Below are 14,221 nucleotides of genomic sequence, written 5' to 3' on the forward strand. Positions count from 1 at the left end.
AAAATCTCTTCACGTGATTCTCCCGAGGCTGCGTTTACAGGAGCGCAATGGTGTACCCGATGATGAAACGGCTTTCATCGATATCGCGCGAGAAGCTGGAGCGATAAGACGCGTTGCGGTAGCGCAGAGATAGGTTTTTCAACATGCCGTTCTGAAATACATAGCTGATTTCGGAGTCGCGTTCCCATTCATTTCCGTCCCCGGCAGCGCCCGCGACTTTGGCATTCGTGCCGCTGATGTAGCGAGTCATGACACTCAGGCCAGGTATGCCGATGCTCGCGAAGTCGTAGTCATACCGGACTTGCCAGGAACGCTCTTCAGATTCGGCGAAATCATTGATCTGTGAAAAGTTGATCAGGTAGGGGTCAGTGCCATCGACGTAAGCGAAGCCAGTGTCGCCAGACATAAGTTGCCAGCCCAGACCTAGGCCGTGCCCGCTCTGTTTATAGGACAGCATGCCGTTAAAAGTCTGGTTGTCGATCTCGCCGCCAGCGCTTCTGCCGTAATCGCTGCTCGTAAAAAGGCGAATGTCTGCATTCAGCGTGCCCTCACCGAGCTTGCGCCCGTATTTGAGGCCCGCGAAGTGCTGACGATAGACATCGTCCAGTTCAGCGGCGAAGTAGCTCAGGCTGAGCCTGTCGCTTAACTGTGCCTCAACGCCGACCAGGTTGAGATAGTCGGCAGCCACGGCGCCGCTGAACCGTTTGTTTTTATTGTTCAACTGCAGGTCTTGCCCGTCTGTCGAATTACGTTGCTTGACGCTGGATAGCTGGCCGCCTGTTATCGACAGCTTGCTCACTTCTTTCGAGGTGATCAGTGCGCCTTCGAACGTCTGCGGGACGATGCGCCCATCGTTGTGCTTGAGCACAGGCAGTGATGGGGTGAAGGTGCCGACCTTTAAATCGGTCTTGGAAATGCGCATTTTTGCGGTCAAGCCCAAGGAGGAGAATTCGTCGGCGGCCCGCCCGTCGCTGCCCGTTGGCAGCATTCCGGTATTGACCCGGTCTGGAGAGGAATCCAGTTTGACACCGAGCAGGCCCAGCGTATCCAGGCCAAACCCAACGGCGCCTTCTGTGTAACCTGATTCCACCTTGAGTAAAAATCCCTGGGCCCACTCGTCGCGTTTCGACTGTCCTGAATCTTCTCGAAAATCACGATTGAAGTAGACGTTGCGCAATTGGAGAGACGCCTTGCTGTCATTGAGAAAGTCAGCGGAGGCAGCAGGCGCCCAAGCGGCAATCGAGAAAACGAGCATGGCTGGAGCAGGTGATAAATAGGCTGGGTATTTCAACGCAGACACCTTTTTTTATTTGAATTTTAGGGAGGAAAGGGCTGAATCCCGTCCTGCTTTAGCCTAATTGGGTGGGCCGTCTACCAGCTTTCAAATAACTCATCTTCGTATGACTTTTGGTAAAACCGCTGTTTCGGCGCTTCGTTATGATGGGGTCACGAGAAGCCCAGCCGGGTTGCCACGCTATTACTTTCAAGCGCAGGCCACTGGGTGACCCTGAACAGCCAAGGTTAAAAACTGGATGGGGTCAGGGGTTCATGAGGGGCATCGTTCAAATTCAAGCATCGAGGTCTGAAATGCAGAACTACAAGAACAAGAACGACAAATCGAAACTGAAGACACTAGCTGTTATGGGCTGCGCAAGTTTGCTGCTCGCTACGGCGTCCGCGAATGCTGCGCAATTGTCGATTGCGACGGGCGGTACGACCGGCGTCTTCTATGCGTACGGTGGCGCGTTGGCAAACGTCGTGAGCAAAAAAAATCCGGACATTTCCATGGTCGCTGAGTCCACCGGCGGGACGGTAGAAAATATCAAGATGCTGGCCAAGGGACAGGCGGATCTGGCGACCGTGTCGGCCGACGTCGTGTATGAGGCGTACACTAACTTCAAGAAGTCCAAGCATTTCCGGGAAAAGGTCGAGATGTATGGTCTGTTTAACATGTACCAGCAGCCTCATCACATCGTCACTTTGAAAAACAGCGAAGTGAAGGGCCTCGCCGACATCCGCGATCGGCGCGTGGTGGTCGGAGCACCTGGCTCCGGGACTGAAGTGAAAACGCGGATGATGCTTGAGTCAGTAGGTATCACCTATCGAGACTTCAAGCCTGAGTACCTGACCTTTGGGGAAGGCGTCGAGGCGTTGCAGGATGGCACCGTGGAAGCCGTCTTCCTTGGGGTTAACTATCCTGCGCCGGCGGTCATGAGTTTGGCGATGACCAGCCCGATCAACCTGTTGTCCCTGACCGATGATCAGGTCAGCAGCATACGCAAGGACTATCCGTTCCTCGACCGGGTCGTCATCCCTGCGAACACCTATAAAGGTGTCCCTCACGACGCGCAGACGGTATCGGTACAGACGCTGGTGGTTGCCGGCACGAAATTGTCCGAAGAAGAGGCTTACCAGATCGTTAAAACAGTCTTCGAAAACAAGCCAGAGTTGGAAGGTATCAACCACGCCTTCAAGCTGACCACGTTGCAAAACGCATCCAATACAGCGGTGCCGCTGCACCCGGGTGCGGCTCGCTATTACCGCGAGGCAGGCGTTCTGCAGTGATGAATGGAGGAGCTGCGCCTCCTCTGGTTAATTGTTTTTGCCGGTGTTCTGGCAGAGGAAAAGTATCATGACGTCTAGGAAAACCTTGGGGGCGACGATTATCGTCCTCTCCCTGTTGTTCACCGCTTTCCAGGTCTACACAGCCAGCACTGGCCTGATGACCGCGTTGCTCCAGCGCAGTATCCATCTGTCTTTCGTATTGGCGTTGGTATTTTTGTTCTTCCCTGCATTCAAGGATTCCAAAAGCACTTTCCTGATTGACATTCCGTTGGTGCTGGCCGCTCTTGCCAGTGGCATCTACCTGTATTTCTCCTTCGATGACCTGGTCTATCGCATCGGTGATCCGACAGGCATCGACCTCATCATTGGCGGCGTGACATTGGTGGTATTGCTCGAGGCAACCCGCCGCACCGTCGGTTGGGTGATGACCCTGCTGGCTCTGATTGCCCTGGTTTACAGCTACTTCGGTCGTTATCTGCCCGAGCCGTTTGGTCATTCCGGTCGTGATATGGAGCGCATCGTCACTCAGATGTTCTACTCCACCGAGGGTATCTACGGCGTACCGTTGGGCGTAGCGGCGACCTACGTGTTTCTGTTCATCCTGTTCGGCTCCTTCATGGAAAAGTGCGGAGTGGGCAACATTTTCATCAACCTGGCCAACGCCTTCGCCGGTAAATACCAGGGTGGCCCGGCCAAAGTGGGCATCATTGCCACCATGACGGTTGGGATGGTGTCCGGTAGCCCTGTTTCGGATGCAGCGACCACCGGTGCTTTCACCATTCCGATGATGAAGCGGGTTGGCTACAAGGCGCGCACAGCGGCGGCGATTGAGGCTGTAGGTGCTTCCGGCGCATCGCTGATGCCGCCAGTGATGGGTGCAGGTGCATTCGTGATGGCGGACATGACCGGCGTGCCCTACAGCCAGATCATTCTGCACGCGATAATTCCTGCGCTACTGTTCTATGCAGCCTTGATGTTCGTGGTAGGCAACGAAGCGCGCAAAGACAATCTGAAATCACTTCCCGCCGATGAAATACCAGGTAAGCGCGACGCATTGATGAAGAGTCTGCGCCTGCTGATTCCGCTGAGCGTGCTCATCATTTCGCTCGCTGTGTTGCAGGTGTCGCCATTGCGCGCAGCGTTGTTCGCCACAGCTGTGATCCTGGTCACGACGCTGGTCTATAACTTCTTCAAACCCGAACTTAAAGTGCCGATGATGCATCTCGTCGAGGCATTGATCGAAACCCCGAGGAAGGTGCTCGTGGTCTCGGTAGCCTGTGCCACGGCAGGTATCATCATCGGCATGCTGGGTATGACGGGGCTGGGCCTCAAGTTGTCGGACATCTTGATGTCGGCGTCTCACGGTTATCTGCCACTGGCACTGCTGTTTGCGATGGTTATTTCCATTGTTCTGGGCATGGGGTTGCCGCCGACCGCCGCGTATATCGTGATGGCCGTGACTGCTGCGCCGTTCCTTGTGCAGATGGGTGTTCCGTTGATTGTGGCGCACTTCTTCGTATTCATTTACTGCTGCTACGCACCGATCACACCGCCTGTGGCATTGGCGGCGTTTACCACGGCAGGCATCGCTGGGTGCGATCCGTTCAAAGCCGGGCTTGAAGCATTCCGTATCAGCTTGACCGGTTTTGTCCTCCCTGTGATGGTGGTTTACAACAACGCGTTGCTGGGAATGGGCGAGTGGCATCAAATTCTCGCGGCCGCGGTACTGGCGCTGTTTGCGGTGTGGATGATGGCGGTTGCGCTGGTTGGGTGGTACCAACGCCGCGTGAACGTCGCCTGGCGATTGCTGTTGGCGTCTGCTGCGATGTGCTGTCTGGTGCCTACGCTGTGGGCGAACGTGATTGCACTGGGGGTGCTGGCGATCTTCGCTCTGACCCAGACTTCCCTGCTAAAACGGGGCCAACCGGTCGCTAACCTCTCCTGATTTTCCGACCTGATCGCGGAGAGCCTCTGTGAAGGCTTTCCGCGATTAGAGCGGCGGCTTTTAGCTAGCAGCGTCAAGCAGCTGTTATGACGTAGGCTTGCTGCAATTAACTGAGCAAAGGCCATGTGTCATGTCCAATACACCACCTCTGAATGCGCTACGTGTGTTCGAATCTGTTGCTCGCCTCAAGAGCTTTTCCAAAGCCGCTGAGGAGCTACATGTCAGTCAGTCCGCAGTCAGCCGGCAAATCAGTTTGTTGGAAGGTTATCTGGAGGTGCAGTTCTTCCATCGGGATCGCACGGGTATCCGTCTGACCGAACTCGGCCAACAGTACTTCGAGGGTATCCAGCCTGCTTTCGAGCGGATTGCCGACGCTACCCGCAATTTGACTGCACATTTGGAAGACGAGCCTCTGCGCATCCGCGTTTACTCGACGTTTGCCGCCCGTTGGCTTATGCACCGGCTACCGAGGCTGAATAAAGCTCATCCAAACCTACGAATTCGCATCACCACGGCTATCGCACCCGTAGATTTCACCAGCGAGCGCGTTGATGCCGCCATCCAGCTCGGTGACGGAGAGTGGGAGGGGTTGCGTTCCGACTTCTTGTTCGCTGACGAGTTGCGTCCAGTCTGCCGGCCGAAGCTGGTCTCGGGCATGCCAACCAGTCGAACCCCCGAGCAAGTCTTCAAGCACCGCCTGATCCATTCCTATTACCGCAAACAGGACTGGTCCGATTGGTTTGCTTCGGCCGGCATTGAATACAGCATGGAGCAAGACCCCTTCATGCTGCCGAGCTCTCTGCTGGCCTATCAGGCGGCGCACGATGGTCTCGGTATTGCCATAGCGCAGACGCGCATGGTGGAGCAGGAGTTGCGCTCCGGCACGCTTATTTATTTCTGTGAACACACCTTTACCCGTGGTCTCGGCTACTACCTCGTTAGCCAGCCGAACTCACCTCGAGAATGCAAGATCGCCTGTTTCCGGGACTGGCTGATGGAAGAAATCGGCTCAAGGCTTTTACCTGGGCAACAACCCAATCCGTAACGAAAGGTATCCCATGGCAACACTAATAGAGCAATTGGCAGACTACAGCGTCCATGAGGCGAACTCGACGTTGCGCGGCGATGTACGGCACCATGCCAAGCGCGCGGTACTCGACTGGTTCGCTGCGTTGTACCCAGGCACTCGTGAACCGGTCGCCGAACGACTCGCACAATCCTACGCCGATGAGCGCGGCACTGGCCGCAGCAGCCTTCCGGGATACGGTGCAACGGCTCTGCCGACGACAGCGGCGTGGATCAATGGCACCTCATCACATGCCGTCGAGTTCGACGACATTTTCAAGGATGCGATTTATCACCCTGGCGTGCCGACAGTGTCGGCTGCGCTGGCTGTAGGTGAGCACATCGGTGCTAGCGGCGAGGAGTTCCTTCGTGCCGTGGTGGTGGGTTACGAAATATCCACCCGCATCGGTACGGCGGTACAGCCGTCCCATTACCATTTTTTTCATACCACCGGTACCATAGGCTGCTTCGCCAGCGCCGCCGCTGCGGCTTTCCTGTTGGCACCCAAGGATCGTCAGGTCATGGCCCATGCCCTGGCAACGGCTGGATCATTTGCCGCCGGCCTGCAACAGGCGTTCCGTTCCGACTCGATGACCAAGGCCCTGCATGGCGGCCACGCTGCGTCGGCGGGCATCACCGCCGCGCGGGCAGCGGCCAGTGGCGTAACCGGCGCACTGGATATCCTTGAAGGTGAGGTCGGCTTCGGTGCGGCCATGAGTATTTATCCGCAATGGCACAAGGTGACCGAGGGTCTTGGCAGTAGCTACAACATTACTCGCATCACGCAGAAGACCCATTGCTGCTGCGGCCACACCTTCGCGGCTATCGACGCCGTACAGATCTTGCGCGAACAGCTGTCCAACACCGAGCGCGACCAGGTGGTGCGGATTGAAGTGGACACCTACAAGACCGCACTGGACGTTACCGGCAATTACGCGCCGGTTTCCGCCTACCAGGCCAAGTTCAGCATGCCTTACGTGCTGGTGCAGGCGCTGCGTTACGGCAGCGTGCGTCTTGAGGCCTTTTCGGATGCGCGTCTGGCCGAGCCCGCGAGCCTTGGGATGATGCAAAGGGTGGTGATGAATGCCTGTCCTGAACTGACCCGGCAGTTCCCGTTGGCCCGTGCAGCGCGGGTGCGCCTGGTACTGCAGGATGGCCGGGTGCTGGAACATTTTTCGCCTTTCCGCAAGGGCGACCCGGAAGCACCGTTGACCGATCTGGAGCTGGAGCAAAAGTTCGCCGAACTGGTCACTCCGGTCATTGGTTCCGAAGCCACGCGTTGGCTCGGGAGCCAGATCTGGAAATTGGAAGAGCTACAGCTGTCGGACCTGAATTTGGTCTCCTTGGGCTGATAGGTGGGGCCACCGGATGCGCTCCGGTGGTCTTCCTGAACCTTAGCGCACACACGAAGGGTAGCGGCTGCCCTCGCAATGTTCCAGCGATTGAGCAGTGACGGGACTACATCGGCGGCGTGCAGCCCATCGATTCGCAGAGACAACAAGGCCCCGCGCAGGAGACTGCGCGGGGCCTTGTTGTTCAGTGAAGCATGTTCAGACGGTGGACGCACTCTGTTGCAGGGCATCCAGGTGATGGAACATCGCCAGGTCACCTTTTACGAAGCTAGGTCCGGTGATGCCGGCCATAGCCTCCTGGCGGGCCTTAAGACTGGTCAGCGACTGACGGGCAGCCCAGAACGACGGGCCACCTTCCCATTTAGGAAAACCAAAGCCATTGACCATGACCAGGTCAATGTCGCTGGAGCGAGTGGTGACACCCTCGGCCAGCAGCAGTGCAGCTTCGTTGGCCATCGTAAGCAATGTGCGGTCGACAATATCGTCACGGCTGAAGACGCGGCGCTTGATTCCCTTGCGCATGGACTCCTGCACGATAAGGTCGGCCACACTTGGATCTTCGCTGCGGCGCCCTTGCTCGTCATAAAGGTAATACCCCGAGCCGGTCTTGCGACCGAAGTAGCCTTTCTCGCACAGCAGGTCGGGGATGTCCACATAGCGTGCATTGCCATCGCGTAGATGGGAGCGTGCTTGGCGCATGCGCCAAGCGATGTCGAGACCGGACATGTCGGCAACGGCAAAGGGGCCCATTGCCATCCCAAAGGACTCCATGGCGGCGTCGATCTGTGCCGGCAGCGCGCCTTCTTCCAGCATCAACTCGCACTCACGGCGGTAGGCTGCGTAAATGCGGTTGCCGATGAAACCGAAAGCGTTGTTGGCAAGGATCGGCAGTTTACCTAGGCGGCGTACCACCGCAAAGCCGGTGCTCAGGGCTTCAGCAGCGGTGTACATGCCGCGCACTACTTCCACTAGGCGCATGACGTTGGCCGGGCTAAAGAAGTGTAATCCGATGACCCGCTGCGGATGCTTTGCCACCTCGGCGATCTGATCCACGTCCAGATATGAGGTGTTGGTCGCGAAAATGGCGTCCTTGTCCATCAGTGGCTCGACCTGACGCAGCAGGTTGCGCTTGACGGTGAGGTCTTCGAAGACCGCTTCAATAACCAGCTGCACCGAGGCAATGTGCGCCCAGTCCGTGCTGGCGTGCAGGTGGCTCAGTTCGGTGTCTGCCTGGGCCTGGCTGATGCGGCCCGCCTTGACCCGACGCATGTACTCGCCAGTAATGCGCTCCTGACCACGGCGCAGGGCCGCTTCGTCCTGTTCCAACAACACCACGTCGAGACCGGCCTGAAGGATTGCCAGGGAAATACCGCTGCCCATGGTGCCGGCGCCTATGACGGCCACTCGGCTGACTGGGTGAGGCTCGACATTTTTCAGCTCCACACGCTTTGCCGATTGGCGCTCGGCGAAGAACAGGTGACGCAATGCCAACGCTTCATTAGACATGCGAAGCTGATGGAAGACCTCGCGCTCGCAGGCGAGGGCAAGGTCTATCGGCTGGCTGGCAGAGTTCAGCACCGCATTGATCGCCTTACTGACCTGCGGCCGATACTTACCCGCTTTCAGTGCATTGGCGCTCGCCCGCTCGACTTGCCCGGCGTCGCAGGGTGGCGTATCCCGGTCGCGAATCCGGCATTTTCCACTCATGTTGCGCACGTAGTTGGCAGCGAAACTGGCCAGGTCGCCTTCTGCAATGGCATCGATCATCCCCAGCGCGAGGGCATCCGCAGTTGAGACACGGGTGCCTGCGCAGATCAGTTCGATCGCCTTGGGAATGCCGGTCAGGCGCGGAAGGCGCTGGGTGCCACCCGCGCCCGGTATCATGCCCAGGGTCACTTCGGGCAGGCCCAGTAAGCTACCTTCGCAAGCGACGCGGGCGTCGCACCCCAAGGCCAGTTCGAAACCGCCACCAAGCGCCGCCCCGTGGATCGCAGCGATGATTGGCTTAGAGCACTGCTCAATGGCGCTGATGACTGCTGGCAGCTGCGGATTTTCCAGAGGTTTGCCGAACTCGCTGAGATCGGAGCCAGCAATGAACATCTTGCCGGCGCCAATCAAGGCCGCGCCGATCAGGTCCGAGTTGTCTTCGACCTGCTTGATCGCATCGAGCAGGCCTTGGCGGACCTCCAGCGAGCCAGCGTTGACCGGGGGATTGTTGATATAAATCAGCGCGACGTTACCGTCACGCTCAAGGGTGATGAGCGTGTTCATGGGCTTCTCCTCAGGCAATCCTTACCAATGCATCGACCGCGACGACACCCTCGCCTTTGGCTTTCACCAGCAGTGGGTTCATCTCTGCCTCCAGCACCTGGCAATCCTGTTGCAAGGCCAGTTGGGAGAATGCGCTCACGGCCTGAGCGACGGCTTCCAGGTCGCCTTCCTGACGGCCGCGATAGCCGGCAAGCGCTTTCAATGCCTTTACTTCACCCACCATCTCACGTGCCTGTTCGACGCTGACCGGGGCCAGGCGCATGGCGCGGTCGCAGTAGATTTCGGTGAGAATGCCACCGGCCGCCAGCATCACCAGCGGACCGACATCGGGGTCGCGGCGGTAACCCACCAATACTTCACCCAGTCCCTTGCCCATGGCTTGAACCAGGACTTTGTCCACGGTCAAATGCGGCAGGTGGGTGGCAACGTTGTCGACGATACGGCGCATGGCTTCTGCCAGTTGCGAGGCATCGTGTATTGGTAGCACCACGCCCCCGACATCGGTCTTGTGGGCGATTTCCTCATGCAGCACCTTGACCACCACTGGATAGTCGAAGGGCAGGTCGGGCAATGGTTGGTTTACATCCAGCACGGCATACGCCGCATGGGGGACGCCCAACGGCGCAATCATTGCATAGGCGTCCGCCTCGTTGAGCATGCGCTCGCCTTGCGGTGCAGCCGGTTCGGGGGCCGGTTCGCTGGGGTTGCGGCGCGCGAAGCAGGCGGCGATGACATCGCCACATGCTTCCGGGGTACGAAAGCATGGAACACCTGCTTCAGTCAGCAGCTGCAGGGCGGAGGCTGCTTCCGGGACCACGAAACAGGCCAGGGGCTTGTCGCTGAAACCAAACGAGTCGACCACCGGCTTAACCGCCAGCTCCGGGTTGTAGCGCGCCGAGGAGCCGACAGTGGCGACGACCATGTCGAATTCTGGGGCGGTCAGCATGACCTCCAGGGCGGCTTTCATCACGTCGTACTTGGTGCCGGCCAGCGTGAGGTCGATAATGCCGCCGTGGTTCACCACGATGCCGCGCTCAGCCAGGCGAGCAAGAGTTTCATCGGTGGGTGCTACCACCGATACACCGCGTATGCCGAGTTGATCGACAGCCATGGCAGCGCCGCCGCCGGTGGTCGTGACGACGCCGACTGTTGGTTTTCTCCCCGCCGTGCTGAGTAGATTTTTCAACGGCAGCTGGGCCAGTAACGGCAAGGCTTCGAGGAAACCTTCCAGGGTTTCCACCCGGGCTATGCCACAGTCACGGAAAAATGTCTCGGCCACCGCATCTTCGCCAGCGAGTGCTCCCGTGTGGGAAACCGCTAGTTCGGCAGCGACGTCGGAGCGGCCTAATTTGTAAGCCACCACTGGCTTGCCGCGCTTGGCAGCACCCAAGGCGAAACGACGCATATCTTCGCCGTGGTTCAGTGATTCGAGGAAAAGCATGTAGCCGGTAATGCTGGGATCATCGAGGGTGCTTTCACAAATCTGCCCGATGCTTAGGTCGGTTTCGCTGCCCACCGAGACCAGACCGGCGAAGCCCACACCCTTAGTGCGCCCCCGAGAGGCCAAGGCACCTAGCATGCTGCCACTGTGCGAGGCGCAAAAGATGCCGCCGACGGGCAGTTCTGGTTCGGCGAATGCAGCGTTGGCCGTCAGAACAAGCCGTTGATGCAGGTTAACTACACCGAGACTGGACGGTCCAAGAATGCGCACACCGGTTTGCTCAGCGATCTGGCGCAGGCGAAGTTCACGGGCGCAACCTTCGGGACCGGATTCGGAGAAACCGCCGGCCAGGATGGTGGCCACGCGGATGCCCAAGCGCCCGCATTCGGCAACCGCCTCAACGGCTAGATCGGAATTGGTCAGGATGAATGCATGTTCCGGCACTTCCGGCAGTGCGGTGAGGGACGGATAGGCCTTCTCGCCCTGAACTTCAGAACGGCTAGGATTGATGTTGTAGATGGTGCCGGCATAACCGGCAGCCCTCAGAAAACGCAATGGACGGGATGCTGTTTTGCTGGGGTCATCGGAGATACCGACCAGTGCAATACTCTTGGGTCGCAGCAGGGCGGAAGCCACAGCGGGATCGATCATCTTATGCATGGTTATTCCCTCCAACTTTCGGCGGACGCTGGTCGAAACGACGATCGAAAACGTCTTCGGCGATACGATTCTTCAGCACTTCTATGGATCCGCCCGCAATCATCCAGCCACGGATACGTTTGACGCAGTATTCAACCAGCGCCTCGGAGGAGTAGCCATAGCCTCCCATGGCCTGCAGAGCTTCGTTGGAGACCTCCCACCCAGCCATGTTACAGGCCAATTTGGCCACGCTGGTTTCGTAGGCGGAGGGCAGGCCGCCGTCAGCATTTACGGCCGCGCGGTACAGCAGCAGTTGGGCCGATTCCAGCTTGACCGCCATTTCCGCGAACTTCCATTGCAAGCCCTGAAACTCGCAAAGTTTACGCCCGAACTGCTCGCGGGTCAGACAGTGTTCGCGGGCAACGTTAAAGGCATGACGTCCCAGCGCCAAAGAACGGGAGGAGTTACCGATACGCTCAACGTTAAATCCGGAAATCTGCTTCTTGAAGCCACCCGGACCGAGCAGGACGTTGGCCTTGGGAATACGGCAGTCGGTGAAATACAGCTGGCACCATTCCTCGCCGCTCATGAAGGGGGATGGCTGGCCGACGTCGAAGCCGGGGGTTCCGCGCTCAATGATTACCGAGCCGATCCCGTCCAGGCCTGGTCCGAAGCGCACATAGATGAGGAAGGTATTAGCGTGCGGGCTGTGGGTGGAAAACACCTTGGAGCCGTTGATGATGAAGTGCTCACCATCTTCGACCGCGGAGGTTTTAAGCTCGGTCACTGCGGAACCAGCCCCCGGCTCGCTCATGCCCAGAGCCAACAGGCTTTTACCGGCAATCAGATCGGGAAGGAAGCGCTCCTTCAGTTCCGGAGAAGCATATTCGGCAAAGGTACGGATGGCTCCGAAGTTACCAGCCTGCACCACGTCGGCGCTCTTGGGGCATACCAGCGCAAGTTCCTGAATCGCAATTACTGCATCCATCAGGGTGCCACCAATTCCGCCATCTTCTTCTTTAATCGTGATGCCCAGTAGCCCCTGATGGGCAAGTTTGGCGGCGATTTCCCAAGGGTAGTCCTGAGAATGCGCGCGCTCCAGCGCACCGTCGGCCAGCTCGCGCTGAGCGAAACGACGTATGGAGTCGGAGAATGTTTGTTGTTCTTCGGTGAGATGGAAATTCATGGCAAAGGCCCGCTGTTTGTATGAACGTTGAGCGGATGCTAACTAATGTGGCGCGGTACCTGTTTTCCCAAAAATCATCCTCACATGACATATTCGAAACCTTATATGCCGGTTGCTCTGGATAACATCTGTTTGTTTTCCACCTACTGGAGCAGTATCCATGCATACCTATATCTGTGACGCGATTCGTACACCCATCGGTCGTTTTGGTGGCGCGTTGGCTTCGGTTCGCACAGATGATCTCGCGGCGATACCCATTCGCGCACTGATTGAGAGAAATCCCGGGGTCGACTGGTCGGCCGTGGACGACGTCATCTATGGCTGCGCCAACCAGGCTGGCGAGGACAACCGAAACGTCGCGCGCATGGCACTTTTACTTGCCGGCCTGCCGGAAACCGTACCCGGCAGCACCGTCAACCGCCTCTGCGGCTCTGGCCTGGATGCTATCGGCACTGCAGCGCGGGCGATCAGCTCGGGTGAATGCCAAATGATGATTGCTGGCGGTGTCGAGTCGATGAGTCGCGCACCCTTTGTCATGGGCAAAGCGCAAGCCGCATTCGCGCGCGACATGTCCATGCAGGACACCACTATTGGTTGGCGTTTCATCAACCCCCTGATGAAGAAGCTGTACGGTGTTGATGCCATGCCGGAAACCGCTGAGAACGTCGCAGGCGAGTTCGGCATTTCCCGCGAGGATCAGGATCGCTTCGCGCTGCGCAGCCAGGAAAAAACCGCCATTGCCCAGGCTGAAGGTCTGTTCGCCGACGAGATCGTGCCGGTACATGTGCCACAGCGTAAGGGCGCAATACTTGTGGTCGAGCGCGACGAGCATCCGCGAGCCACCTCGTTGGAAGCGTTGACCCAGCTAAAGGCGGTGGTACGTACTGGCGGCACAGTTACGGCAGGCAATGCCAGTGGTGTAAACGACGGGGCCTGCGCCTTGTTAATGGCCAGCCTGGCCGTCTGCGAAATCCACGGTCTGAAACCTCGCGCGAAAATACTCGGCACCGCCACCGCAGGCGTGGCCCCGCGCATCATGGGCATGGGACCGGTACCTGCGACCCTCAAGGTGCTGGAACTGACGGGACTCAGATTGGAAGACATGGACGTCATCGAACTTAATGAAGCGTTCGCTAGCCAGGGACTTGCTGTTCTACGACAACTGGGACTGGCCGACGAAGATGTGCGTGTGAACCGCTATGGGGGCGCCATTGCCCTGGGCCACCCGTTGGGCATGAGCGGCGCACGCCTGGTCACCACTGCGCTCAATCAGTTAGAAAGTACAGGGGGCCGTTATGCCTTATGCACGATGTGCGTAGGTGTGGGACAGGGCATCGCGATGATTATCGAGCGTGTATGAATAAGTTCTTTCGCCAGAGTTGCAAGACGGCTAATGAGTCCGGTACGAGAGTTCCAATACCCTTGGGTTGACCCCTTAGGAACTCAAACCATTCCGCGATCAGAGGCATCTAGCAGACAAACCTTGCTGGAATATCGGATTGTACTTTCTAAAATGTGAGTAAGTGAGTTAATGAAAATTCTTGTAGCTGTCAAACGCGTGGTCGACTACAACGTCAAGGTTCGCGTCAAAGCGGACAACTCCGGCGTCGACCTCGCTAACGTCAAGATGTCGATGAACCCGTTCTGCGAAATCGCAGTGGAAGAAGCTGTACGCCTGAAAGAGAAAGGTGTTGCGACTGAAATCGTCGTCGTCTCCATTGGTCCGACTACTGCTCAAGAGCAGCTGCGTACCGCCC

At 58.0% G+C, this 14,221-nt stretch carries 10 protein-coding genes; 6 read left to right on the forward strand and 4 right to left on the reverse strand.

The window, feature by feature from the left end:
- Positions 1-34: 34 nt before the first annotated feature.
- Positions 35-1,255 carry an OprD family porin gene (locus tag F8N21_RS12685; RefSeq protein WP_150642478.1) on the reverse strand — a complete coding sequence of 407 codons (1,221 nt, stop codon included), beginning with the start codon at positions 1,253-1,255 and terminating at the stop codon, positions 35-37.
- Between the two features lie 332 nt (positions 1,256-1,587).
- Here F8N21_RS12685 and F8N21_RS12690 point away from each other — a divergent pair, with 332 nt between their 5' ends.
- The 4 genes from F8N21_RS12690 (at position 1,588) to F8N21_RS12705 (ending at position 6,927) form a co-directional block, all read left to right on the forward strand.
- Positions 1,588-2,565, forward strand: coding sequence for a TAXI family TRAP transporter solute-binding subunit (locus F8N21_RS12690; protein ID WP_191624298.1), 978 nt, complete (start codon positions 1,588-1,590; stop codon positions 2,563-2,565).
- A gap of 67 nt (positions 2,566-2,632) precedes the next feature.
- A complete protein-coding gene (locus tag F8N21_RS12695; protein WP_150642466.1) occupies positions 2,633-4,510 on the forward strand; it encodes a TRAP transporter permease in 1,878 nt (625 codons plus the stop codon).
- Between the two features lie 130 nt (positions 4,511-4,640).
- Positions 4,641-5,555: a transcriptional regulator GcvA gene (gene gcvA, locus F8N21_RS12700; RefSeq protein WP_150642467.1), complete on the forward strand. Its 915-nt coding sequence runs from the start codon at positions 4,641-4,643 to the stop codon at positions 5,553-5,555.
- Positions 5,556-5,568: 13 nt separating this feature from the next.
- A complete protein-coding gene (locus F8N21_RS12705; RefSeq protein WP_150642468.1) occupies positions 5,569-6,927 on the forward strand; it encodes an MmgE/PrpD family protein in 1,359 nt (452 codons plus the stop codon).
- 198 nt (positions 6,928-7,125) lie between these two features.
- On the opposite strand, the gene F8N21_RS12710 is transcribed toward F8N21_RS12705, so the two are convergent.
- Genes F8N21_RS12710 through F8N21_RS12720 form a run of 3 tightly spaced genes read right to left on the reverse strand, consistent with a single transcriptional unit; the run spans position 7,126 to position 12,464 of the window.
- The gene (locus F8N21_RS12710; protein ID WP_150642469.1) at positions 7,126-9,198 is read right to left on the reverse strand and encodes a 3-hydroxyacyl-CoA dehydrogenase NAD-binding domain-containing protein; all 2,073 of its coding nucleotides are present in this window, start codon (positions 9,196-9,198) and stop codon (positions 7,126-7,128) included.
- 10 nt (positions 9,199-9,208) lie between these two features.
- A complete protein-coding gene (locus F8N21_RS12715; protein WP_150642470.1) occupies positions 9,209-11,299 on the reverse strand; it encodes an acetate--CoA ligase family protein in 2,091 nt (696 codons plus the stop codon).
- A complete protein-coding gene (locus F8N21_RS12720) occupies positions 11,292-12,464 on the reverse strand; it encodes an acyl-CoA dehydrogenase family protein (RefSeq protein WP_150642471.1) in 1,173 nt (390 codons plus the stop codon). The genes F8N21_RS12715 and F8N21_RS12720 overlap by 8 nt, the downstream gene beginning before the upstream one ends.
- A gap of 160 nt (positions 12,465-12,624) precedes the next feature.
- On the opposite strand from F8N21_RS12720, the gene pcaF reads away from it, so the two are divergent.
- Positions 12,625-13,824, forward strand: a complete 1,200-nt coding sequence (gene pcaF / locus F8N21_RS12725; protein ID WP_150642472.1) for a 3-oxoadipyl-CoA thiolase — start codon at positions 12,625-12,627, stop codon at positions 13,822-13,824.
- 171 nt (positions 13,825-13,995) lie between these two features.
- On the forward strand, positions 13,996-14,221 hold a 226-nt coding region (locus F8N21_RS12730; RefSeq protein WP_412071638.1), incomplete at its 3' end, for an electron transfer flavoprotein subunit beta/FixA family protein.

The organism is Pseudomonas fluorescens (genome assembly GCF_902497895.1).
In the GTDB taxonomy this organism is placed as follows: Bacteria; Pseudomonadota; Gammaproteobacteria; order Pseudomonadales; family Pseudomonadaceae; genus Aquipseudomonas; species Aquipseudomonas fluorescens_BP.